The organism is Leptospira broomii serovar Hurstbridge str. 5399 (genome assembly GCF_000243715.2).
Taxonomy (GTDB): Bacteria; Spirochaetota; Leptospiria; order Leptospirales; family Leptospiraceae; genus Leptospira_B; species Leptospira_B broomii.
This window is the reverse complement of sequence record NZ_AHMO02000008.1, coordinates 1,476,222-1,500,838: the sequence shown is the minus strand read 5'-3', so window position 1 is coordinate 1,500,838 and position 24,617 is coordinate 1,476,222. Positions and strand designations below refer to the sequence as shown.

The 24,617-nt window shown below is 41.8% G+C and carries 21 protein-coding genes and 1 tRNA gene; 8 read left to right on the top strand and 14 right to left on the bottom strand.

The window, feature by feature from the left end; all coding sequences use genetic code 11:
* Positions 1-4 precede the first annotated feature (4 nt).
* From LEP1GSC050_RS12645 to yihA, 3 genes are read left to right on the top strand one after another with little or no spacing between them, the layout of a single operon-like run.
* Positions 5-1,930: a SpoIIE family protein phosphatase gene (locus tag LEP1GSC050_RS12645; RefSeq protein ID WP_040911335.1), complete on the top strand. Its 1,926-nt coding sequence runs from the start codon at positions 5-7 to the stop codon at positions 1,928-1,930.
* Between the two features lie 5 nt (positions 1,931-1,935).
* Positions 1,936-3,219: a tRNA lysidine(34) synthetase TilS gene (tilS, locus tag LEP1GSC050_RS20665; protein WP_020987437.1), complete on the top strand. Its 1,284-nt coding sequence runs from the start codon at positions 1,936-1,938 to the stop codon at positions 3,217-3,219.
* Positions 3,220-3,228: 9 nt separating this feature from the next.
* Positions 3,229-3,903 carry a ribosome biogenesis GTP-binding protein YihA/YsxC gene (gene yihA, locus LEP1GSC050_RS12635; RefSeq protein WP_010571574.1) on the top strand — a complete coding sequence of 225 codons (675 nt, stop codon included), beginning with the start codon at positions 3,229-3,231 and terminating at the stop codon, positions 3,901-3,903.
* Positions 3,904-3,915: 12 nt separating this feature from the next.
* Here the strand turns inward: yihA and LEP1GSC050_RS12630 are convergent, their stop codons facing one another.
* From LEP1GSC050_RS12630 to LEP1GSC050_RS12620, 3 genes are all read right to left on the bottom strand, one after another.
* Entirely contained in the window at positions 3,916-4,617 is a 702-nt protein-coding gene (locus tag LEP1GSC050_RS12630) for a hypothetical protein (protein ID WP_040911334.1), read from the bottom strand.
* 73 nt (positions 4,618-4,690) lie between these two features.
* Positions 4,691-5,053 (bottom strand): PilZ domain-containing protein, encoded by a 363-nt coding sequence (locus LEP1GSC050_RS12625; protein WP_010571572.1) that lies wholly within the window; start codon positions 5,051-5,053, stop codon positions 4,691-4,693.
* Between the two features lie 125 nt (positions 5,054-5,178).
* Positions 5,179-6,117 (bottom strand): MBL fold metallo-hydrolase, encoded by a 939-nt coding sequence (locus tag LEP1GSC050_RS12620; protein ID WP_010571571.1) that lies wholly within the window; start codon positions 6,115-6,117, stop codon positions 5,179-5,181.
* 49 nt (positions 6,118-6,166) lie between these two features.
* Here LEP1GSC050_RS12620 and trmB point away from each other — a divergent pair, with 49 nt between their 5' ends.
* Positions 6,167-6,814 carry a tRNA (guanosine(46)-N7)-methyltransferase TrmB gene (gene trmB, locus LEP1GSC050_RS12615; protein ID WP_010571570.1) on the top strand — a complete coding sequence of 216 codons (648 nt, stop codon included), beginning with the start codon at positions 6,167-6,169 and terminating at the stop codon, positions 6,812-6,814.
* 2 nt (positions 6,815-6,816) lie between these two features.
* Here the strand turns inward: trmB and LEP1GSC050_RS12610 are convergent, their stop codons facing one another.
* The 5 genes from LEP1GSC050_RS12610 to rsgA all read right to left on the bottom strand — a co-directional run bounded on the left by LEP1GSC050_RS12610 (position 6,817) and on the right by rsgA (position 15,649).
* The gene (locus LEP1GSC050_RS12610; RefSeq protein WP_010571569.1) at positions 6,817-10,404 is read right to left on the bottom strand and encodes a tetratricopeptide repeat protein; all 3,588 of its coding nucleotides are present in this window, start codon (positions 10,402-10,404) and stop codon (positions 6,817-6,819) included.
* Positions 10,401-12,026, bottom strand: coding sequence for an LIC10124 family lipoprotein (locus LEP1GSC050_RS12605; protein WP_010571568.1), 1,626 nt, complete (start codon positions 12,024-12,026; stop codon positions 10,401-10,403). Before LEP1GSC050_RS12605 ends, LEP1GSC050_RS12610 begins: the two co-directional genes overlap by 4 nt.
* Before the next feature lie 225 nt (positions 12,027-12,251).
* Entirely contained in the window at positions 12,252-13,181 is a 930-nt protein-coding gene (locus tag LEP1GSC050_RS12600; protein WP_010571567.1) for a FecR family protein, read from the bottom strand.
* 205 nt (positions 13,182-13,386) lie between these two features.
* The gene (locus LEP1GSC050_RS12595; RefSeq protein ID WP_010571566.1) at positions 13,387-14,697 is read right to left on the bottom strand and encodes a hypothetical protein; all 1,311 of its coding nucleotides are present in this window, start codon (positions 14,695-14,697) and stop codon (positions 13,387-13,389) included.
* Positions 14,681-15,649: a ribosome small subunit-dependent GTPase A gene (gene rsgA / locus LEP1GSC050_RS12590; RefSeq protein WP_010571565.1), complete on the bottom strand. Its 969-nt coding sequence runs from the start codon at positions 15,647-15,649 to the stop codon at positions 14,681-14,683. The genes LEP1GSC050_RS12595 and rsgA overlap by 17 nt, the downstream gene beginning before the upstream one ends.
* Positions 15,650-15,676: 27 nt before the next feature.
* Here rsgA and LEP1GSC050_RS12585 point away from each other — a divergent pair, with 27 nt between their 5' ends.
* From LEP1GSC050_RS12585 to thiD, 3 genes are read left to right on the top strand one after another with little or no spacing between them, the layout of a single operon-like run.
* Positions 15,677-17,497 (top strand): GAF domain-containing sensor histidine kinase, encoded by a 1,821-nt coding sequence (locus LEP1GSC050_RS12585; RefSeq protein ID WP_010571564.1) that lies wholly within the window; start codon positions 15,677-15,679, stop codon positions 17,495-17,497.
* Positions 17,498-17,499: 2 nt separating this feature from the next.
* On the top strand, positions 17,500-17,853 hold the full coding sequence (locus LEP1GSC050_RS12580; RefSeq protein ID WP_010571563.1) for an MGMT family protein: 354 nt from the start codon (positions 17,500-17,502) through the stop codon (positions 17,851-17,853).
* A 16-nt stretch (positions 17,854-17,869) separates the two neighbouring features.
* Positions 17,870-18,682 carry a bifunctional hydroxymethylpyrimidine kinase/phosphomethylpyrimidine kinase gene (thiD, locus tag LEP1GSC050_RS12575; protein WP_010571562.1) on the top strand — a complete coding sequence of 271 codons (813 nt, stop codon included), beginning with the start codon at positions 17,870-17,872 and terminating at the stop codon, positions 18,680-18,682.
* 6 nt (positions 18,683-18,688) lie between these two features.
* Here the strand turns inward: thiD and LEP1GSC050_RS12570 are convergent, their stop codons facing one another.
* The 6 genes from LEP1GSC050_RS12570 to hisB all read right to left on the bottom strand — a co-directional run bounded on the left by LEP1GSC050_RS12570 (position 18,689) and on the right by hisB (position 24,342).
* Positions 18,689-20,500: a DUF885 domain-containing protein gene (locus tag LEP1GSC050_RS12570; protein ID WP_010571561.1), complete on the bottom strand. Its 1,812-nt coding sequence runs from the start codon at positions 20,498-20,500 to the stop codon at positions 18,689-18,691.
* A 36-nt stretch (positions 20,501-20,536) separates the two neighbouring features.
* Positions 20,537-21,079 (bottom strand): hypothetical protein, encoded by a 543-nt coding sequence (locus LEP1GSC050_RS12565; protein WP_010571560.1) that lies wholly within the window; start codon positions 21,077-21,079, stop codon positions 20,537-20,539.
* Positions 21,080-21,088: 9 nt separating this feature from the next.
* On the bottom strand, positions 21,089-22,300 hold the full coding sequence (locus LEP1GSC050_RS12560) for a vitamin K epoxide reductase/DsbA family protein (protein WP_010571559.1): 1,212 nt from the start codon (positions 22,298-22,300) through the stop codon (positions 21,089-21,091).
* A 103-nt stretch (positions 22,301-22,403) separates the two neighbouring features.
* Entirely contained in the window at positions 22,404-23,135 is a 732-nt protein-coding gene (hisA, locus tag LEP1GSC050_RS12555; protein WP_010571558.1) for a 1-(5-phosphoribosyl)-5-[(5-phosphoribosylamino)methylideneamino]imidazole-4-carboxamide isomerase, read from the bottom strand.
* Positions 23,132-23,764, bottom strand: a complete 633-nt coding sequence (gene hisH / locus LEP1GSC050_RS12550) for an imidazole glycerol phosphate synthase subunit HisH (RefSeq protein WP_010571557.1) — start codon at positions 23,762-23,764, stop codon at positions 23,132-23,134. The genes hisA and hisH overlap by 4 nt, the downstream gene beginning before the upstream one ends.
* The gene (gene hisB, locus LEP1GSC050_RS12545; protein WP_010571556.1) at positions 23,761-24,342 is read right to left on the bottom strand and encodes an imidazoleglycerol-phosphate dehydratase HisB; all 582 of its coding nucleotides are present in this window, start codon (positions 24,340-24,342) and stop codon (positions 23,761-23,763) included. Before hisB ends, hisH begins: the two co-directional genes overlap by 4 nt.
* A gap of 119 nt (positions 24,343-24,461) precedes the next feature.
* Between hisB and LEP1GSC050_RS12540 the strand changes: the two genes are divergently transcribed.
* Positions 24,462-24,543 (top strand) — tRNA-Leu (locus tag LEP1GSC050_RS12540).
* Positions 24,544-24,617: the final 74 nt, after the last annotated feature.

Here is a 24,617-nt window from a genome sequence, read left to right as displayed (position 1 = left end):
GCAAATGTCCTGCGTGTTTTGCGGCGAAGAACGGATTCCCGATGGGATTTTCCAAACCGGTAAGTTCTTTTGCAGATCCTGCACTCGAGAATGGATCCTCGAAAAAAGAAAGAACACACGCGCTCGCCCTCCCGACGGACCTAGTCTTACCAACGAGGTCCTTTTAGAATTTCTATCCTTATTCAATACAAGTCCCAGCCTCGACGACCTTCTTCAGAACTTTACAAACCTCGCTTTTAGAAAACTTGGTTTACCCGGAATTTCAGTGATGGTCTACGAGCCGCGACTAGATAGGATTCTTGTGAAGTCCTGCAAAAATAGACAAGGGCCCTCTTTGGAACGCTTGGCCTTTCGAATGGAAATTAGAAAAGGCGAGGATAGCGGACCCTTAAGTCAGTGCGTGGAAACATGCCAATCGGTATATTATAAATTCATAGAACAAAAGCATAAACAGATCAAGCAGTACGGTCGCTTAAATCAGGTAGTGTCCGCTCTATGCGTACCGATTCATCTAAAAAAAGAAGTTTTAGGTCTTATTAACGTCGATTATGAGAAAGATGATCCTTACCAAGTAGAGAAGGATAAATATTTTTTAGAACTGATCGCAAGCCAATTCGCTACTACTTTAAAGAATAGAATTCTTTTCGAAGTTTCTCAGACGCAATCTCGAAACTTCCGTAATTTACATTCCGCCGCGCTAAAATTAAGCAGCTTAGGATTTAAGTACAGGACCGAAATTTTTAGGGTCATACTTTTATCTTTAACCGAGTTTTCCGAAAACGAGATATACGGAATTCTTGAAAAACATTCCTCCGATGAAAATAAGAATTCAATCAAAGGCCATTTTTTAACGGGAAGTCCGACAGCTCCCGAGTTAAAATTAAATAGAGAGCTAAAAGGGGACTGGGAAATTCTTTCCAAAATTAGGGACGAAGACGGAGTTTTACTTTTAGATACATCGGAATTACCAGATTGGAAACGGCTCGGTTTCGGAAAAAAAAATTTGGCGCTCTTACCCGTTTTGAATGCGGAGAATTCAAACATATGGATTCTATTAGCGAAAGATCCGACTCTCCATTGGAGCCCTGAAGAAGTTGAAGTACTAAATGCATTTGCTATTCAATCGGGAATTTCGATCCAAAATTTCAATTTGTTCCACCAGCGAGCCGAGAAAGAGAGGATGGATCGAGAAATCGAGATAGCAAGAGAATTGCAAAGATCCCTTCTTCCGAGAAAAATTCCGGACCAAAAGGGTTATGAATTCGGAGGCTTGATGATTCCCGCAGTTGGTGTTGGTGGAGATTATTATGATTTTATAACGGACCCCGCCGATAACGAAACTTACATTTGCATCGGAGATGTAAGCGGAAAAGGAGTTCCAGCAGGAATAGTGATGGCGACGGTGCGAACGGTCATCCATTCGTTAGTTCGGAGAAACCCGAGTACATGGGAAATTATCGGAACCGTAAATACTTACTTATATCAAAATTACTTTAAAGATTCGCTATTTCCTAGGTTCATGTCCCTGACGATGATCCATTGGAATCGTAACGAAAATCGATTCCTATATAGTGGCGGCGGTCAAGGAAGTATTTTTGTTTACAGAGCTTTATCGGGCTTGTTGGAAGAAATCGCGACCGGTGGTATCGTTCTCGGAATAGATCCAAACGTAACGGAGTTTGAAAATCAGGGCGAATTCTCACTTGGTAAAGGAGATTTTTTCCTAATGGGGACAGACGGAATTTGGGAAGCCTTGAATCCGCACGGCGAAAGATACGAAATGGAACGACTGAAAGATTGCATACTGAGAAACCGCAACGAGTCGTTACCGCTTCTATTGGATAAGATTCTAGTAGATATAAAACACTTTACCGGAGAGCGGGAGCAAGCGGACGATATCACCTTAGTCGGCCTCAGGCGGTTAAAGTAAAGAAGATGCTTGAGGAAAACACAGTACTCGAAAATTCATTTTCCATTTTATGGGAAAATTTGAACGAATATCAGGATTTACTTCGATCCAAAACTGCAATCATCGCATATTCGGGTGGAAAAGATTCCTCCTTATTGCTGCAATTTTACATTTGGCTGAAAAAGAAAAATAGATTATCGAAGGATCCGGTTCTTTTTCATCTAGACCACTCTATCCGAGATAATTCGACGCAAGAAGCATCGATTGTGAATTACTTCGAGAAACTCGGATTTCAATTCGTCGTCAAAAAAAAAAATATTCCTAAGTTCTCTCTCAAAACCGGTTTCAGTCTTGAAGAATCCGGGAGAACTATCCGATACAAAAACCTACATCGCATAGCGGACGATTTGCAAGGTTATATCGCCACTGGTCATCATTCCGAGGACTATCTGGAAACTGTGTTCATCCAACTGATTCGAGGAGGGGGATGGAATTCTCTAAGAACTTTAAATGTTTTTGAGAATAACCGGTTCCGGCCTCTTATGCTTCTTCCCGAAAAGGACAGAAAATACTTTATCGAGAATCCGAACTGGCCTGTCTTTGAGGATGAATCCAATGGTTCACGCTTGTTCCTTAGAAATAGAATTAGATTGGATATGATTCCTCTCTTATTAAAAGAAGGCGCAAATTCGGAAAAAATATATCGGAATTTCCACGATTTGGAAACACCTCGACCCAAATTAAAAGGAAATGGCGCTGAGTTTTCCTCGGGTGAGGAAATGGTCCGGAAGATTTCCAGGCAAATTTTAGAATCGGAGCCTCCTTCGATTTGTAAATATGTTATAGATTTACATCTTAGAAGCTTACATTTACATCCGGTTTCGAGTAATTTTCTGAAAGACCTATTATCCAAAATAGATTCCCGGTCTTCCTTTTCTCTGGAAAATAAAGATGCTTGGTTTTGGAAAAGCGTTTCGTCTGATCTTTATATTCTGTCAAAAAATGCGCTTTTTTTTCGGGAATTTTCATTCGACCCCAAAATTGGATTTTTGCGATGGAACGGTAAAACGAAGAGAGTCCCGGGAGATTGTTCTCCTATGAATAACCTAGAAGGCGATAAAATTCGGCTGGGGGGAATCCACAGGGACCTATCGGAGTTACTACGCGAAAGAGAGATTCCGGTTCCGGTCAGAAAAATGCTACCCATTCTGAAACGGGACGGGAAAACTGTAATGGTCTGTCTCCGTATGTGGGATGCTAGGATCGAGGATATCGTATCCGATGATTTCCGGGGAGCGTTTTTAAGTTAAGGGGAGAGTATGTCGGAAGAGGTTCAAGAAACGAAACCCGATCCATTCTTCCGGGAGGTAAGATTTTATTCCTCCTATGCCGATGCATCCAAAGTTCCGTCTCGGGGTATTCCTCACATTGCGTTTGCAGGTCGGTCAAACTCCGGGAAATCGAGACTGTTAAACGCCATTGTTGAACGAAAATCCTTAGCCAAAGTTTCCGCCTCGCCGGGTAAAACCAAACTTCTTAATTTCTTTCTCGTATCAAAATCTTTGTATTTAGTCGATACGCCCGGATTCGGTTATTCTGCCAATTCGCATAAAGATCATGAACAAATGATGAATTTGCTGATGAACTACTTAAATACTGCGAGAGATCTAAAATGTCTTTTTTTACTTTCGGACGCCCAAAGAGAACTACCAGAGGAAGAGTTAGAGCTGATTGGAACCTGTTTTGAGCGGGGAATGAAACCCGTCTTAATTCGAACGAAAGTGGATAAACTGAACCAATCCGATCTTTCCAAACTGAGAAAGAAAATGAAGGCGATCCAAGGGCTTTACCCGATGCTTGAGGTCGTACTCGTATCTCCAAAGTTCGGAAAGGGACTCCCTGAACTTAGGAAGATTATAGAGACTATGATGAAGACGATAATTTTACCGACTGAGGAAGAGCCTATTCCCGACGAAGCTCAAGGGCAAGGATAGAGGAATTTCGCGCTAAGCGTGACCTTCAATAAAGTTTCCGGAAAACTCGAGCCCGCCAGCGCCGTAAACTTTCCCAGCAAACTGAATCTGTTTTTCGTTCAATTCCTGAATCGTATCTAATGTTTCCTTTAAAAGAGCCTTCAGTTTTTCTTGACTCAAGGCCATTTCCAACTTACGTTTCTTTTCCACCAATTCCATATGACGACGCGCTTCATCTTCTTTGCTATTTTGCGCATCGTCGGCGACAGTAACGTTCTTATCGATACCATCTAGTTCTAATTCTATTTCGTGCAATTGGGATAGTATTTCCCATTCTTTGTCGGAAATCAGGCTGGATCTTTCGTTTCCCGTTTTTGAAGCGCGATTTTTTTCATTGTTTCCAATCTGACCGTTATCGGTTTTCTCTAAACTTTCCGGGAAAGCATGCTTTTGATCGTCCGTTTTTTTTACGGTCGTAGCACGAGTTTCACCGGCAACGGCGACTAGCTTGCCATCTCTCATTTCATATTCGATCGAGACATCTAAGGAACGGATCTCGGCACTATCACGAATCGCCTCGTTTCGAAATTCCGCTACATGCCCCAATTCATGGGAGATAACATGAAGGATAGAACTAGCCTGGGGCGCACTTTCTAGCTGCCCATGCCCGATATACTTGACCGACATATCTCTAGGTCGTTCCGGGATAGCCGAATGTATAACACCAAGGTTCATTCTATATTAAATGTCGGCGATAAACCTTACCAGTTTAGAGCTTTGTAAAAATTTTACTTATAATCGAAAAAAATCATTCTCGGAACTTTGCTATTTTATTTAAAATTTCAATGATCGCCGAATCGGTTAAATCGTGAAAAACCAAAGCATAACGATTTCCTGTCCGCAACTCATCCTTTCGAATAATTTCTGCGTCGAGTTGGCAGGAGAATAATTGGGACATAATTTTTAATCTCGAGCCGATCGGCCAATCTCTCCCTGAAAACAAAGAAACTCCCATCATTGAAATATCGATGAGAACTCCATCCAACCACTCTTCCCCATGCGAAATTCGAACTTTGTTCTCCTTACGGAATCTTATATAAAATCTTTTATCCGCTAAGGCATCAGCTTCGCCGTAGGAAGACGTTTTTTCCCCGATCTCTAGTCTTTCCATAGCCGGCAAAGTCTACACCCGATCAATAAAATAAGGAAGGAGATTTCGAAATTTTGGATAAAAACGAGAATCTTAGTTCGAGTAAAAACAAAACACCTTAACAAACATGGTTATCTATTTAGTTTTTATAGAACGAACGTGTCAAATTCATAAGCGAGAATAATGTTTGGTAGAACACTACCTTCTTTTTCGGACGTAAATATTCTGAGAATATCCTCGTCGCTATGATCCGGTTCATGGTGAGTCAAAACTAAACGATCCACTTCTAATATTTCACCGCATTTTACTGCGATTCTTCCGGAAGTATGACCCCAACCAATTTTGCTAATCGCTTCCTCGCTGCTATATTGGGCATCTATCACAAGTAAGTTGATTTTACCGAAAGTTCTTCTAAGTTCTTGAATTTCATCCAGATCTTCTTCTCTGACTTCGAGATCGGTACAAAAAAGGAAGCTTTTGCCGTTTTCTTCGATATGGTAACCGGTGCAATTGCCCGGATGTCGAAGTAAAAAAGGAGTAATTGTGAAGCTGCCAATCTTGGCGGATTTGTTTTTTTCGAGAAGAGTAAACTTCTTTCGGGAAGGCATGGAATCCAAGGTCACCGGAAAATTCTCCGGGTGTTGCTGGCGCTCAAGCCGTTCCTTTAAATTCGGTATCGTCGAAAGAAACTCGATATTTACGGACGGGATGTAGGCCGGCTTAAAGAACGGCCAACCCTGAATATGATCCCAATGCGTATGCGTAAGGCAAATGGTAATATTGCCCCCTTTTGCAATTCCTTCTTTTAGGAGATCGTTTCCCAATTGTCTCATCCCCGAACCACAATCGACGATAAGCCGTTCTCCGGTCGAAGATTCGACGTAAATGCATGTAGTATTTCCGCCGATCGGACGCGCCAAGAGGTGATCGAGTCGGCCAATAAATTCCGAAACCGAAAAGTTCCGGTCTTTTTTAGAAAATTCCTGGTATGCTTTTTCGAGAATTTTCTCTAGCTTATTTGTATAGTCGGAAGCGGAAAGAGGAGTGGGAAGAGAACCCCGGACACCGTAAAGTTTTATTTTCACTGTATTATTTTAGACAATCGAAAGATTTGGTATTCTCGGGATGAATGCAATGAAGATGGATTTTCGCAAAAAACTTTGGAGCATTGCAGGAGGAATCCCGTTCGAATCCGATTATTTCCTACGAATTCATCCCGAAAGTAAATTAAAAAAATCCGAACTGTTTCCGAATACCTTCGGGACATATTACCTAGAGTTGGGCTCCGGTTGGGGAGAAGTCGCAATAGAATTAGCGAAGGCCAATCCGAATACGGGATTTGTTTTAATGGAAAAAAAATTAGATCGCATCCGTAAAACGATTCGGAATGCCTCGAAACTTAAACTCAATAACATTCGGATACTATCGGTAAATTTTAATTGGTTTCTGGAAGACATCTTTGAAGAAGGCTGCTTCGATGAAATCTTGCTGAATTTTCCGGATCCGTGGCCTAAAAAACGACACCATAAACATCGAACTTTAAATCCTCGATTTCTTGATTCGCTATATAAACTACTTCCTTCACACGGAAAATTTCATTTTGCAACGGACTATGGTCCTTACGCCAGAAAGTCTATCGCCTTTTTTCGGAATGATTCAAGATTTAGAGCAATCGGATCTGAATATTCCTTATCCCGATCCGAGTTTCCTATTTCATACTTTGAAAAGACAAAAAGAGATGAAGGATCGCGCATCTATTATCTAGATCGCGAACGTATCTAGTCTTATCTATATAAAAGGGAATAAACGCTATCCTTATTTTGAGTAATCGAATACGTCCAAATACTTTCCCCTTTATTGCTATACCGGACCGCCGTATTGTCCGCATACAATAGAATGCAATCGCCCGCTTTTCCCGGTAGTAAACCTTCCACAGGCTTTGCTTGGATTTTAATATTCTGGGGGGAAGAAGAACCGGCTTCCAGTCGAAATAAGCTTTCTTTTCCGGCGTACCAAAGTGCGTTACCTCGGACGCTAAAAAGGGAAAGTGACGGATCTTTTGCATCGGATTTTGATACTTTCCCATTCCCTGAAATATAAAGGATTTGATCACCTGTCCGATAGAAAGCGCCATCATCAGAAGAACCGAGTAATTTAGGTTCAACCGAAGTTTTTCCTGTCCAGACTACTTGAGGCGAATCTGAAAGGTTAACATCTAAAAGAGATATTCTATTTTCCTTACCGGATATGGTTTGTACTAGTATCTTGCCGTTTCGTGAGACAGTCCAAACCTTGGCATCGAAAGACAAAACTCGACGATCTTCAAAGGTATCGTTATAGCTCGTCAGCGTTTTTTTGCCCGATGATTCGGTTTCTATAATAATTCGATCACCCGAAATCTGCGCCTTCCGAAAATTTCCCGCCAAAGGAAGAGAATTAAAAAGTGATCCGGAATTTTGATCTCGAATCTCCAAAGTTTTGTCGGTAAACGCATAAACCCTTTTGTCGGCAATAACGGATTTATAGGGTTTTGCCGTGGCAATTCTCCAAATTCGAATCGCTCTATTTTTATCCAGAGCTTCCAGAGATGTCCCGTAATTCATGATCAGAACATCGTTTATCACTACGGGAACTCCAACTAAAGCTCCACGATTCGGAAAAGGTTGAATGATGACCGGGGTATCGTCGTCGGATAAGACGAGGCGCTCCGCGTGCGATGAATATGGCGAATTCGGATATTTTTCGGCTAGTTCGCGCCCTAATTCCAATGCGATTTTCTTATATTCCGACTTTCCCGGATTCTTTTGCTTTAGTTCGGATAATATTCGGATTCTTGCATGGATGAATTTTTCATCCCTCTCTAGATCCAATGCCTTTACTATTTCCGCATCGGCGCTTTCCAAATCACCGCGTTTGAAATAGATATAAGAAAGTTGATAATATGCGTCGGGGAAATCGGGATTCTTCTTAATAATATCTTTAAAAATATTCGTGGCTTGATCCAGAAGATTATCGTTAAAAAGCACTATTCCGATATTATAGGGAGCAAGCTCGTTATCGGAATCCGATTTCATTGCGCTTTCGAATTCTTCCCTGGCTTCCTTGGTTTTTCCCCCATTGTAGTATGCGATCCCCTTTCCGATCTTGGCGGCGGAAAATTCAGGATTAAGTAACCAAGCCCTATTAAACGATTCGATGGCGGAATCGTACTTTTGCCGCTGAAGGTACACGATTCCTAACTGATATTGGCTATAGTAAGAATCCGGTTTTTTTTCTAAAATTTTTCTGAAGCCTTTCTCAGCCTTATCTACTTCTCCTTTTCTTAGAAGAAACGCGTTGATTGCCTCTTGTGATGCCAGGTTTTTCGAGCCTTCGGGAGAATTTTCTAGGAGGTAAATTCCTTTTTCCTCGTTACCCATAGCCAGATGACATTCGGCAATTTTTATATAAAGAGTAAGTTTCTTGGTCTTATCGTAAGCCGTTTGATAGAGGGGCAAGGCCTTATCGTACGATTTTAGATCGAAAAAGCGATTTGCTTTTCTGATGCTCGGTATGACTTCCGCAAATCTTCTGTTTTGTTCTATCGTTTGCTTTGCCTCGGCAAGCTCCGGTAGATCCTTAACAAGTTTCTCCGCTTTGGTTAACCAAGCGGATGCCGAATCGTAGTTTGCTTTTTCATTTTCCTCGAGGGAGATCTTATAATAAAGGTGGGCGAGTCTAAATTGAACCGCATCGTTAGACGGGAATTTTTTCAGAAGGTTTTTATACACACCTTCAGCTTTTTCATATTCCTTCTTATCCTCGTATGTGCGCGCTAGAACGATTCCGGACGTGGGGTCGTTTCCGGTAAGAGCCTCTAATTCTTTCGTATACTGCGTAACTTTAGACTGGTTTTTTTGAGAGGAATAAAGACGAATCAATCCTTGTAGGGCAGGTAGATTTCCTTTCTGTAAGGTTAAGGCTTTTTGGAAATTCTGCTCTGAAAGTTTTTGGTCGCCTGAAATTTGGTACGATCGACCGAAAGCCGTATAGACGTTCGGATCGTTAGGGTCTTTTACTTTGGCTTGATCATAATAGCTTCTAGCAGATTTTGTATCACCCTTTCTCAGACGTTGATCGCCTTCATAAATAAGTTCTGCTACGTCCAAGAACGATCTTACTTTTTTGACCTCGTCGTCCTGTTTCAGAGTATCTAGTTCGTTTCTCGCCGTCTTAAATCGGTTTTCGGAAGTTAGTAAATAGACTAAATTTAGAACCGGCTCCTTATAGGAAGGATCCAATTCTCTTGCCCTGGTGAATGAGACCATAGCACGCGCTTTTTCACCCAGAGCCTTTTGGTTTAATCCTATTTGGTTATAAACCGCCGGGTTCTTCGAAAAAAATGGGATCGCCTTTTCGAGTGTGGAAATTGCCTTCGGATAGTTTCCCGATTTATTATAGGATGCGGCGAGACCGGAATAAGCCTCCCAATAATCCGCCTTAAGTCTCAATGAGGATTCGAAGGCCTTTACTGCACCATCTAAATCGCCGGCAAGTATCTTCGCATTGCCCAGGAAAACTAAAGGAGACGCGTTTTTCGGATCCGTTTGAGTTGCGGCAGTGAACTGAACAATTGCCTCCCTATAATTCTTACTCTTCAATGCCGAATTACCTTTTTCAAGCATCGAAGCGACACGAGTAGCGGAAGCCGATTGTTTAGCTGACGCGAGTTCGGGATCGGTGGCTCGCGCTTTTTCAAAGTATCTTTCAGCTTCGTCATATTCCTTTAGCTGAACGGCAGTATCACCTAGTTGCATATAAAGCTGAGCTTTAAATTTAAACTTGTCTTCCGGTATCGTTTTTAAGGCTGCAAAAGCATCTTCATACCGGCCGATCGTCTTTAGTAAAACGGCTTTTTTAAAAGTGTAAGATGCCGCGTCTATTTTCGGAAGTTTTTCGAGCCTTGAGTAAACGTCCACCGCTTCATTATTGGAGCCTTGAGCTGTATAAAGAATTCCTAAAGTTAAGAGTATCTGCTCATTCTCAGGATCTAGTTCAGTTCCTTTTTTTAAAGACTTTAAAGCATCTTCGGATTTTCCCAATTTGTACTCGGAAGATCCTACGAGATAATACCCTTCTGCCATAGGATAAATCGCGATCGATTGATTTCCTTTTTCTAATGAGACGTCAAATTTTGCTTTTTGAAAGGCGGAGTTCCCCTCGTTGATAAGTTTAGACGCGCGCTTTATATTTTGGCGAGTGAATAGATCTTTTTCAAGGACCGCATCTTGGGACGTCGATTTTCTGAAATCGCGGGAGGAGCAGGCAGCAATAAAAAAAAGAGCTAAAAAAATAAATAGAAGGTTTTTGTTAAGAACCGGAGAGAGTTTCATTTGTAGCCCCTATATTGAATTTTCAAATCTTTTAACGGCGCTCTTTCGCGGAAATCTTCGCCTCTTGTCAAAACGGAAATTGTCCAAAATCCTTGGAAAGAGACTTGGCCTTCCCAAACGAGATCGTTTCCAAGATAAAGGAAAATCTTTTTTTCCTTAGCGTTAGTACGAAAGGAGAACTTTCTGCCGATGTCATTCTCCAGTTTCAAGTACTTGTACGTAGCGATCGTCTTTCCGTCGGAAGGAAAATTGAATATAGAGACTTTATCCGGTCCTGCATTTAATCCGAGATTTAACCCTGGCGTGTGAATCGTGACGGCAACCGAACCCACTTTATGATCAACCGGCAATAAGAAGTAGCCCGTTATTTCCAATTCGTCGGATGGAATCGGTAAAGAATAGACCCCGTTCCAGCCCGGAGAAAGATCCTTGCTTTTATGAAACTCTATGCCGAGAGCTCCAAAAGGGTTGAACCCGGTCTCTCCCGACGGTTTCCAAAATTCCGTTTCGCTTAACAAACCGCTTGCAGAATAAGGGAAAGCGAGTTCCGAAACTTTATCGGACTTTACCTCTAGCGTTCCTTCGTAATATACTAACGATCCTTCCGGATTTTCTTTGATAAGTTCGATTTGATATCCACCTGGATTCATACCGCTGTGGAAGAACGGGGTTTCACCTTGCTTGAACCCGTCTACTGAAACCGAAAGGCCGGCAGGAACACTGACGATTTTTGCAGAACCAAGAGTCTTGTCTTCTTCCCATTCCTGAAATAAAAACGATTTCTTTCCGGCTCTAACGACGATAGTCTTAGAGATCGGTTTTTTGCCTTTGAGACTAAGCTGGATTTCTTGAACTCCCTCGGGTAAGGAGATATCGAGCAATGGTGTTTTTCCGAGCAAAATTCCCTTACTGTGAACTTCCGTGTCTCCTGAGGAAGCTTGAATGCTGATCTTCCCTTTCACTGAAGAATATGCTAAGTCTCTTACGATGGAAGAATCAGGTTTTTTATCCCAAACAGGAACAGTTGCTTTACGCGGGTCCAGCGATATAATCCTGTCTCCCGTCTTCCAAAAAAAGACTTGGCTCCAAGTTCCGACTTCATCGCTAGTACTTCCTGGTCGTTTAAAGGACGCTTCAAACTCGCCGAATTTATAATCATTAACCGGATCAACAATCGTAAACTTAAACAACCAGCCGAACTCGGTTTCGGAAACACTCCCCCGCACCAATGCGTCCACTTCGGACTTCTTTGCTGCGACAAGCAAGGTTTGAGAATTTTCCCAAGCCCCGGACGGAATTTTAGCGTTTGTAAATTCGGTATTCTTCCAAACAAGTCCGAGCTCCTGTTCGAAATAAGAGGCCAGTTTTTTATCTATGGAATTTGGATAGGCAATAGGTGAAAATGCGAGAATCGGTTTTTCATGTCCGATTTTCCTAATTTTATAATCGGTATCGGAATCTCTAAATTGAAAGCCAAGTTGAGCTTCTCCGACGGTTTTGTAATACGGTTCTTGGATTACGCGCGGTGCTTCGTCCAATTTCTGGACGGTCGAACAGGCTCCAATCAGTAGGATTTGCAGCAGGGATATAAGCGAATATTTGCGAGAATAAAAGGTTCCCATGCAGTAAAAAAATTTCCTTCGCTCTGTTTTAGCAAACCTTTTCTAATATTAAACCGATTAAGAAATAATACTAGTTTGAAACCAAAGACTGTGGTCGGGATTCGATCCGGGAGATAACACAGGTTATCTATAGATAAAGGGACCCCCGCCTCAAAAAGAAAGGCGGGGGCGGGGGGAATGAGCCTAAGATCGGCTCCTTAAATTCAATCTCCTCTACCGATTCCTTTAGAAAGTCTCTTTAGGGTTTAATTTAAGTCTTTCTTTTTGCATATCCTGCTGAATATATTTATTTTCGTTAACCGCTCTAGCAGTTTGAGTCACCTCATCTGCGTTATTTCTAGTAACTTCACGTTTCTGCAGTTGAACTTTTGCATCTTCCACAGTAGAAGCTTGGCTCAAAATTCTCAACTCTTCGCTCGATGCTTTTAGTTCTTCGGCAAGGCGATTATATTCTAGCACGTCGTTTTTCTTCAGAACGATCAGACCTTTCATCTCTTTGAGAGATTCAGAACGAAGCGACAGAATTAATTTGTCGGTCAACTTTTGGTTCTTTTTCAAAGTAAGCTCGCGATTACGATCAAGAATCACTTCAGACTCTTCACCGACTTTCGTAACAGCAACAGAACCTTCCAGCACCGCGAATCTGACGTCGCAACCTGACTGAGCACAGTTCGCTTTATTTCCGGATGGATTCTCGACAGAAGTTAAGAAGGTCGTTCCGCGAACACCTGCCAAAGCAGTCGGCGTAACGACTTTGAAATCCGAATTTTTGTGTTCTTTACGAACCATTGTTACGATTTTGCCGTAGTTTACGTTTACTTTAACTTCTGATCCACTGTCGGAGACGATTGTCGCTACGGAAAGTTCGCTATTTTTGGAAACCTTAATGATTCCGCTATCAGCGACTATGATTTCCACGCTACCGTTGGCGCCAGTGAAAATAGTATCGGCACCGGAAACAGTCTGACCGAGTTCCGCTTTCTTTTCCCCGGCGGCCGATTGAATCTTCACGTCACCTACTATCCAAACGATTTTTGCAGGTGCGATCGGCGCTTCAGACTTTACTTGGTCTAGTCCTGTTTTAGGACCGCAGGCGATTAGGAATGAAATCGCTAGGATCGAAACGGTAATGAATTTAATTTTGGTTTGAAACATATAATGTCCCCCGCCTTTGCATAAAGAATGCTCTATAGAAAACAATCCAACAAGGATTTTTTTTCCAAATTCGAAAGAATATATAGTTTCCTCAAGGGTTTACGTATATTTTTGGCAAAAAATTTCCAAAAAAAGGAAAACAAGTTCTAACAACAAACAATTTACGTTATGAAACGCTATTTACTATGACAAAACGTCCCAGAAGTTAAGATTTAGGAGGTTTCTTCGGTTCGATTTCCGGAATTTCCTCTAACTCCTCTTCCAAGCGGCATTTTGGATAGTGGTCGGCAGGCAAACTAGAACCTACCCATCCAAATGCGTCTTGAGAAGAAATTACGTGTATATCCCAACCTCGCACGATATTAGGACAATCCCAGACTTTATTTTTGCAGAGAATTTGACTTGCTGTCGGTTTCGGATAAGCCCAAGCCGCCGGTGGGTGAAGACATTGCATTTCGATTTCCGCAAGTTTACGCATTCTTTTAACATTATCTTCGAATTGTTTAAATAAGTTAACTAGCGGATTGGCTAGGATTTCGTTAAAATAACCTCTAGTGGTATTGTAAGCTAGATAATATACCAACTCTTCCATTACATAATCCTTATCTAGCGTAAATGAACTAACAGTATGAATATACCTTGCAATCTTTAACGAGTCCGTTAGAAGCTCCCTCATAAAATCTTCCGACTTGTCCGGAAGACCTCCATCTTCTTCTTCGTGAATCGAGTCACTTTCGCCGTCGTCCAGTAACAGATCTGCAAAGAAAGTCTCGTCAGGTTGTTCCTTGTCCATTTTTTTTCCGGAATACGTAGTCGGATCGCTATTATCCTGTAAGCCCATCGGAACATGATTAGAAGCTGCAGAACAAACAAATTCAGGTAAGTCAAGCTTTTGCATAAAGTTTGCGCAAAGTTTAGCAATTCTCGTTTTTTCAGAATCGTCGGGGAAGGGGCGATTCCAATGCTCGCTGGTTACCCTTGCGATATCCATAAAGATCCCACCGAGAAAAGAATATCGCCTAAGCATTTTATATTTTAAGGCATCCGGAATTAGTACGATACCAAGGGAAAGCAAACCTAATTCACAAATATGCTTAAAGAAGGTGGGACTTTCTTCATAAACTTTAACCAGCGAAAGTAAATGTTTTTTATTGCTAAGTGAATTACGGATAATTCCTTTATAATTAAAGGTATTTTCCTCATACATAAACTTAAGAAATTTCTTATCCGTTTGTTTGAGTTGAAATACGATCTTCTCGCTGATCTTATCCTGAATCTGACCGGTAAGCTCTTTTGTTAGCTTCACTTTAAATTCCGGCGTATACTGTCCTTTGATTTCCTTTAATCGAATTAAGGCGGATTCCTTTACTTGAACTTCTTCTTTTACCAAAACGTTTCCGCTATTATCCGAAATCGGGTTTAGGAACCGCAGCATATTTCCGGCATTATAATCTCGTACGAATGCTAGCAAGTCTTCAACCGAGGTAAATTCTATCAATTTAGGAGAGACTTTCATTTTTTAGGTGATCCCTTCGTGTGATTCTAAATGGGTTTTCGAGGCTGGCAAGCATAGATTCGAGACTCTTCTTCCTCTCTTCCCTGATCTCCAAACCTAACTCTAAAATTTCCAGCAATTTACAACCTGGAGCTGCCTGGCAACAATTTGAAACTAGACAGTCGTCCTTAAACTTTGCAATTTCGGGAAAACTTTCTAAAATCTCGCCCTTTGTCAGGTGGAGTATTCCCCATTCCTTAATTCCAGGAGAGTCTATCAAGATAATATCATCGCCCAAAATTAGAAAATTGGAATTCGTAGTCGTATGTTTTCCCTTATGGGTGGAAATACTTACCGCCGAGGTTTTTTGAAGTTCCTTTTCGGATAAGACATTTACTAAGCTTGATTTTCCAACTCCTGAATTCCCTGCTAAAAAGGTAGTTTTGCGAGAAAACTTGGAAATTAATTCGGGAATTCCTTCCCCGGTTTTACAAGATACCGCCAAAACTTCATAACCTAAATTTGTATACGATGTCAATCGATCGGTTAACACCTTTTGGTCTACGAGGTCTTTTTTTGTGAAGAGTATGATCGGATGAATTCCTGCAGAAGTAACCGCGGCTAGACACCGGTCCAAAAACCCGTCCTTTGTTTCGGGATCTCGTAAAGATGCTAGGATTGCAACTTGGTCCACATTCGCACAAAGTACTTGCGCATCGCCTTCCTTACTTTTCCGTAAAAGTTCATTTCTACGAGGTCGTTTTTCGAAAATTGCCCACTCGCCTCCCGACTTCTCCGCTAAAACAAGATCGCCGACTACAAACGGATGGCGCTCTTTAGAAATAATTGTTCGCAGTTTTCCGCGAAGAACGGCGCGAAGACGTCCTCTCTTAGGAGAATATAGATCATAGAAGGCCCCGAAGACCGTTGCAATAGTAAAAAACTCCTTTACTCGTTCGGTGGGCGTAGTCATTGTAAAGCCAAGTTTTTCAGGTCACTGATGAAAATCATACGTAAATTCGGACCTATCCTTGGCCTGGTCTTGGCCATTACTTTATTACAGACTGCAGTAATCTTAGCCTTCAATTTTACTTTCCTAGATCCGAAGCAGGCAGAGATTCTTTTAATAAGTCTTCCAGCCTCTACAATTATCGCAATACTTGCATATATGGGTCTATCTCGTTTAACGGGAGATCGTAACTTTTCGCGCGCCATCGATCGATTTACCATAAGAGACCGGCAATATCTTAAATATCTATCGTTACTAGATAAATTTAAGAGTGACTTGATCGCTACTAACATCACCGACTCTGTCTGTGAAAAGATACTAAAATTCATCCAAAATATCGTGCCTCCGACGACGGCGAAAATCTATCTTTGGCGGGAGGATTTGGGAACGTTTTCACCTTTCCCTCAAGAAGGAACATCCGAACATTTTTATATCTTTGATCCATTTTTACTCTGGGTAACCGAGCACGATCGTATCTTCCATGTTTCGGAATTTCAAACAAACCCGCTATACGCCCAAATTAAAGAGCACGCCTTATCATTTGCAGAAAGAACAAAATCGGAACTTTTAATCCCGCTTATTTTAAACAGAAGTTTATTAGGTATGCTAGTCTTGGGTGCACACAAAGAAGGCGGGGAATATGCCGATGAAGAACTGGAAAAACTTAACGAGGTACGATCGGTTTCCGTCATGTCCTTATCCAATTCCATTTTTTACGAACGACTCATCGAATTAACCGAAACTCTTGAAGAGAAAGTCCGCAATCGAACCAGGGAACTTGAGAACGCACAATCGCAACTAGTCATGTCCGAAAAAATGGCTTCATTGGGAACAATGGTCGCCGGAATCGCGCATGAAATAAACACACCGGCCGGTGTGATCAACGGTTCTGCCGATAATTTGGAATCGAATATGAACTACATCGTAAAAAACGTGTTCGACGTGGTTCGATTCGCTCGTAATAGAAAACTTCGAAAGTCATTTGAAATTGCGTTACTCTATATTTTACGCGATCGGAAAAAATCCCAACCAATGGAGTCAAAAGATAAATTCCGAATCAAGAAGGAAGTTCGTGACGAGCTGATCGAACTCGGAGTAGATTCCGGACTAGCCAGCGACGTTTCTTCCTTCATTATCGAAAACGATGCTTTGGAAATTCGTAAGTATATATTCGAGGTCATCGTCCATGGCGAAAACAAAGGTTATTATATGCTTAAGAACGCTTCGAATACGAATAAAAATATTAAGAATATTCGATATTCCATACGAAATATCGTTCGAATCGTAAAAGCTTTAAAATACTACTCTCACTTAGACCAAAGTAAATCGTTTACCAACGCCGATATCATTGAAGGTATTGAAAATACCTTAGTCATCATGCACAATCAATTGAAGTACGGAGTCGAAGTTCGAAAGAATTTTTCTCCCATCCCTAAGGTGGTATGCAATCCGGACGAGCTTAATCAGGTTTGGACGAATTTGATTCAGAATGCTAATCAAGCCATCAGAGGACAAGGAATCATAGAGGTATCCGTCTATTCCGGAGAAGAGAAAGTCATTGTAGAGATTCAAGACGACGGCCCCGGAATTTTACCGTCCATTAAAGATAGAATTTGGGATCCGTTTTTTACTACCAAAGACCAAGGCGAAGGGTCGGGCTTAGGACTCGGCATCGTGAAAGGAATTATCGAAAAGCACAAAGGAAATATAAGTTTCGAATCAAAACCGGGAAAGACGGTTTTTAAAGTGGAACTTCCTTTACGTCCTCCTGAACCGTCGGCAATTGAGTCTGTTTCGTTCGATAAATTGTAGTTATGAAAAAACTCCCACAATCTAAGAATAAAATTATAGTTAAGAAACCTAGTTTTTACGAGGAAGTTTATAAAATTACAAAGAAGGTTCCTCGAGGAAGAATCACCAGCTACGGCAGGATCGCAGTCTTATTAGGAAAGCCGAGAGCAGCTAGGGCAGTAGGCTACGCGTTAAATGCCATCCCTAAAGATCGAGAGCAAAAAATTCCTTGGCAAAGAGTAATTAACAGCCAAGGAAAAATCTCATTCCGAGGGGACTCCCATCGAGCCATTTTACAAAGGAAGATTTTACAGTCGGAGGGAATAGAGTTCGATCAGAATGATACCGCTGATTTCAGGAAATTCGGATGGCCTTAATGGATAAGAAGAATCGATGACATCGGTTAGACCTGTTATACTCACCATTGCCGGCTCCGATTCTGGAGGTGGCGCCGGAATCCAAGCCGACTTGAAAACTATAAACGCTATCGGAAATTTCGGAACTTCCGCATTGACATGCCTAACTGCACAAAATCCTGATGGCGTCTCGGGGATACTTGAGGTTGATCCTGATTTTCTAGAGAAGCAAATTCGTGCCGTATTTTCTTATTTCCCGGTTGCAGCGATAAAAACGGGAATGCTCTTCTCTCAGCCGCTAATTTCAAGACTTTCCGCGTTGATTCGAGAATTTAAAGCCGCTGGTAGTACGTTTCGGTTGGTTGTCGATCCTGTAATGGTGGCAACTAGCGGGGCCAAATTGCTTCAAGACAATGCAATCGAATCGTTAATTCAAGAATTAATTCCATTGGCTGATTTAATCACTCCGAATCTAGACGAAGCAAATTTGCTTGGAATCGGGATAGTCTCTTCAATATCCGATATGCGTCCGGCTGCCGAATTTCTTTCTCGGAAGTACGGAACAAACGTACTTCTTAAAGGAGGGCATCTGAGAAATGTAAATGAGGCGACGGACGTTTTATCCCTCCCGAACGGAGATACTACCGTCTATTCAAAACCGTTTGTTCCTAATTTTTACCCTCATGGAACCGGTTGCACGTATTCATCTGCAATCGCTTCCTACTGGGGAAAAAATCACTCTCTATCCGAAGCAATCTCCTTAGCCAAAGAATTTCTTCACGCTGCAATTGAGCAGGCTTACTCGATCGGAAAATCTAAAACCTTAAATCATAACCCCAAGATATATTAAATAATTTTAATTCTTAGGGTATAGTAACGTTTCCTTTGATCGCTCTTCCAAAATTTCCATCGGCAATGAACCTGCACCTAATGCAAATCCGTGAAACTTCTTTATGTCAAAGTCGGCCCCTTTTGTAATTTTCCAATCCTCTCGTAGACGCAAGAAGGATAACATTCCGATTTTATACGCACAGGCTTGACCGGGATATACGATATATCGCTCTATTTCGGCGGTAACATCTTTTGGCGGCATCCCGGTATTTTTACTCATATATTCGATCGCCTGCTCCCGGGACCATCGCTTTCGATGAATTCCGGTATCAACGACAAGTCTGACCGCCCTAAAGAGCTCCGCTTGTAAACGTCCCAGATCCGAATGAGGATCCGAAAAGAATGCGTAGTCTTTTGCTAATCGTTCCGCATATAGAGCCCATCCTTCCACAAACGCCGTATAATGAGTCATTCGCAAAATTCTCGGAGCATTCGTCAATTCTTGAGCCCAAGCAATCTGTAAATGATGACCGGGAATTGCTTCGTGATAGGTAAGCGTACGCATTCCGAATTTAGGAACTTCCTTTAAATCCCGGAGGTTTGCATAAAAAACTCCCGGTCTTTTTCCGTCCCAGCTCGGTTCTTCGTAATATGCACCTGGCGCCCCGGCTTCCTTAAATGCAGGTATTCTTTGCACTTCTATATTCGCCTTAGGCCAGATCGGAAAGAGAGGTTTAGATTTTAGGATAGAATCCTCCAGGATCTCTCGATAGGCGGACAAAGCTTCTTCCCGTCCTTGATCGGAAGAAGGAAATAAAAACTCGGAACGCGATCGCAATTCTTTTAGGGCGACCGGAATTTCACGGTTATTAAGGCCGAGTGATTTTAAAATATCCTTCATTTCAGTCTGGATTCTCTTTACTTCCGAAGTTCCAATCGAATGTATCTCTTCCGGAGTCAGCGAGGTGGTGGTATGGAACTTTAAAACTTGAGCATAATAGTCGTCGCCGTCGGGTAATTTCCAAACCCCTGCTTTACTATCCGCGACTTTTTTTTGCCGATAAAGAAATTCTTCCAGCCTCTCGTATGACGGATACACCGATTGCCGAATTTCTTTTTCAACCTTCTCTAAATATTCCTTTTTTCTACTTTTGAGTTTTTCTACTTTTGCTAATTTCTTTTCAAGGCTCACGTAAAGAATATTTGTCTGAGGCGTCGATCTTCGAAATCCCTTGATTTCATCCAATACCTTATCCAATATAAAAATTGGAGGTATAATCCCTTTCGATTGCCGTAATTTTAACCCTCGTAGGCTCTGATCGATTTTATTGGGTATTTTTCGTAGCCTGGCGAGATATGCGTCGACATCGTTTTCATCTTCAATGTCGTGGACCGTCGCTAGAAATGTAGGGATTTGATTTTGTAGCCCGAAGAGTTGGTTTACAGGGTAATCATAATAAACGAATGCCTCTCCCTTTGCCGCCAACTCCAAACCCCATTCCAAAGCGCGATAATACGCCTTATCTTCGCCCTTTAGTTCGGCAGAATCATAGCTTCTTAAAATTTCAAGTTGCCTCTTCTTTCGATCAGCAATTTCAAGTTCTCGTTCCGGAGAGGAGTCGGTCCATTCGGAATTATGGCCACGAATACCCCACCGGTCGAGTATTCTAATCGAAGAAAGTGTTTCGGGATCGTCCAAAACGTTCTCCCAGAAAATTTTTTCATAAAACAAATATAAAGTCAACGGTCGGTAATTAGCAGTATGCCAGACCAAACCGCCGAATAAAAAAGCAATTGCCGCAACCGACAAAAGGATAATGCTTAAAATCTTTTTCATTGAAAAATCTCCGGATGAAAAATAGATCGAGATATATTAAAATAAAGGAAAGAGAATCTTTATTAGGAAAATTAAAAGTATTGTCCATATTGCGGAGGATGTCAGAGAAAAAGGAATCGGATTTACCCAATCGATAAGCGGCACGCAAACGAATAAAAACATTCCGGCATACGATAAGGATGGGGAACGATCGAAAAGTTTTTTCTGCCATTCGAAAAATCCCTGTCTAAAATCCTTAGCTTCGCCCCGAGCTTTATGCATAAATATCCATTCCGAAATATATCCGAAAAGACAGAATAGAAACCCGAAGAAAGAAAACACAAAGACCCAAGTCTTATCCGGAAAAATCATACTCGTAGAAAAATAAAATATCGGAATTCCGATCGCGGATAGAAGAGAAACTGGATATAAAATGACTCTCCGAAAAAAACGACTCTCGGAGAAGAACTTTATTACAGGAACTCTTCCTGCTACCTGATACGACCCGCAAAATACGCATTTGTCCGAATCGGCGGGAATTAATGAGCCGCAGTTTCGACAGGAAACCTGCTTTTTAACTTCTTCGGTCTCCTGAGACATTAAGATGCCTTAAACCTTTTTGATCAGGCTATTGATAAGTTCTCTTAAAAACTTCTCATCAGGCGTCCCGCTTCGGATCGCCTTATTATTGATAAAGAGACTTGGAGTACTGCGAATATCCATTTTCTCGGCATCATCAACTTCTTTTGCGATTTGCTGTCTTACTGCGGGAGACGCAAGGCAAGATCGAAACGAATTCATATCAAGCCCGTTTGATTCCGCTAACTTTAAAACAGTGGCCGGAGTATGCATTACACCGAGCTCGTTATCAGCGTACAAACCGTCGTAAATTACCGGAAATTTATGCTGTTTATCTGCGCAAATCGCCGCAGAAGCTGCAACGCAGGAACTCGCTTGAGGCGACGACCTCTGTACAAGACGATTACAATTTCCATCCAAAGGAAAATTCTTATAAACTACCTTTACAATACCTTCATAATCCCTCAAAATTCCTTTAAGAATATGAGATGTGTGCATGCAGTGGCCGCAATTAAAATCCGCGAACTTAACGATCGTGATCGGAGCATTTGCGTCGCCTTGGAACGAAGAGCCAGTAATATCAATCGGAATAACCGGAGCCGCCTCATACTCGGCCAACGAGCGCGCAATCTGAGATGCTCCGGAATGTTCCCCCGCAGTTAGAGAAGGTCCGGAAATTTTTCCGAATACTTGTCCGATTAGTAAGAATATCAAAAGAGCGATAGCAAAGTTCAATATATCCTTCGTTATTACCGGAAATACTTTCGTTATCGTCTTCTCTTGGATTGCCTTAAATTTAATGTATGTGATACCTAAAAGAGCAAGAGTCACAAGATACGTTGCTACGCAGAGTCCGCAAATCGCTTCGATAACCAGAGAAGAAACAAGAAATAAACTTATATCGACGATCAGGCCCAAGATTAAAAGATAAAACGCTAATCGAGTATAATCAGCTTCCTTTTCTTTATATCGTTCCGCCCAAACAAAAAGGAATCCTATAAACCCGTAAAAAGCAAAACCGAACAATGCAATCGGAACATCCCCAAAAAAAGGAATATTACGAATTGCTGAAAAACTACTTTCGGAAACCTTATCACAAGAACCGCTTTCGCTTAATGCGTCGCATAAAGCTTTTGCTGCCCCGTCGCCTCCCCCGAAGTATTTTTGAATTAAGAGGAAAGAAATAATAAGTCCGATTGCTGCGATCCCAGTTAGAACGTAATTCAACTGAATTTTTTTCATCCGGTGTCTCCCGTTTAGAATTTACCTTTGTACCGAGGATAAATGAGGAAGGAAAGAAAAATATCGACAAGTCGAGGAGCGTAGAAAAAGTTCCGACAATTTTTTATTCTTCTAGGCTGGAGATAGCCTCTGCAAGGTCGATACGTCCTTCGTAGAGAGCTTTGCCAGTTATTACGCCGAATACCGGGACCGGTGTTCCCAATGCGGATAAGGCCATAATATCTTTTAAGGATGAAATACCGCCGGAAGCGATTACTTGAAAAGGATATTGACTTAGAATCTCCTTATAAGCATTCAAGTTCGGTCCAGCTAACGTTCCGTCTTGCGCGATATCAGTGAAAATAATGAATTCGACGCCGACCTTGTGAATTCTAGCCAGAAGATCCATATATTTTAGACCTGAGTCTTCTTCCCATCCTGCGATTTTTACGATCCCATCTCTAGCGTCGACTGCTACGACAACCCGGTCTTTTCCGTACTTTTGTAAGGCGAAATCCAGTAATGCCGGATCTTTTACCGCTGCGGTTCCAAGAATAAAACGATCGATTCCGATAGAATCATAATAGGCCAATTTTTCCTTATCACGGATTCCGCCGCCGAGTTGAATTTTCAATTTCGTAGAATTTCTGATCTTCGAAATGGATTCCCCATTAACTCCGATTTGATTTCTGGCCCCGTTTAAATCGACTAAATGGAGTAGACCTGCTCCATTTTTTTCGAATCCCTCGGCAAGCTTCCAAGGCTCGGTAGAATAAACCGTTTTGTCTTCGTACTTGCCTTTAAAAAGTCGAACCGCACAATTATCCAGAAGGTCTATAGCAGGAATTAAGATCATAACGATTTTATAAAATTCTCCAGAATTTTTAGTCCGATAGAATGGGATTTCTCCGGATGAAATTGAGTTCCAAAAATATTTCCCTTTTCGATAACTGCCGGAAATTTCTCTCCGTAATATTGACAAAGTCCAGTAATCGCTTTGCCTTCCACATCGGTAGGTCGATAAGAGTGAATAAAATAAACGAACGATTCGTCCGGAATTTCCTTTAAAAGAAGCGTTTCCTTAGGTCTTCGTTTAATAAGCCGATTCCAGCCTATATGCGGAACCTTAAAATTTTTCCCCCGAAACTTACGTACTTTGCCCTTGATATAACCCAATCCTTCGACCGTTCCCTTGGAGTTGGTGGAAGCGGTCTCATCTGAATCTTCGAAAAGAATCTGAAATCCTATACAAATTCCTAATAAAGGTTTTCCTGATTGAACATGCTTGTCTACCACTTCTTTTAACCCGGATTCCCTTAGATTCGTCATCGCCTTATCAAAATGTCCGTCACCTGGAAGTATCAGGGCCGAAGACGAGAGAATGATTTCAGGATCTTTAGTATAACAAAATTCATTCGTGTACAGGGAGATCGCTTTAAGGCAGGAATGGATATTACCCATCCCATAATCTAAAACTGCGATCACTCCAAGACTCCCTTTGTTGACGGAATGGTTCCTTCAGCCTTTGGATCTATTTCAATTGCCATTCTTAAGGCCTTACCTAGGCCTTTGAATATCGATTCGTGCAAATGATGTCTATTTTCACCGTAATGGACGACAACATGTAAATTCATCTTAGCGTTCAATGCGAACTTTTGCAGGAACTCCAGAGTAAGTTCCGCATCGTAGATACCGAATTTTCCGACTAGCGGTGGCCCGGAGTATTTAAAGAAAAATCGTCCACCTAGATCGACAGCGACCGTCGTAAGAACCTCGTCCATCGGTAAGGTAAAATGCCCGTATCTACGAATTCCAGCCTTGTCACCGAGTTGCTTGTGAATCGTAGAACCTAACAGAATCGCAGTGTCCTCCACGCTATGGTGGCAATCAATTTCTATGTCTCCTCGTAACCAAAGATCAAGATCTATCAGACTATGCTTTGATACGTGGGAAAGCATGTGATCGAAAAATGGAATCTCAGTATCAAAATTATATTTTCCGGTCCCTCTTACGTTTAGGGCTAGTTTTATATCCGTCTCGGAGGTCTTCCTCTCTTCTTTCATCTTATCCTAACCCTACTTTCCTCTCAATTATCGTGTCAATGAATTCCAAAAATAAGCTGACGGAAAGCCAGTATCACTAAAATTATCCCCATCAGGGAATTCCATCCCTGTTCTCAAAAGCCGAAGTGGCGGAATTGGTAGACGCACTGGTTTCAGGTACCAGCGGGTAACACCGTGGGGGTTCGAGTCCCTTCTTCGGCATATTCAAGAAGTAAAATCAAATTATAGGACTCGAAGCGAGAACTTGGGAGCAACACAGCGACCATAAGGAGCGT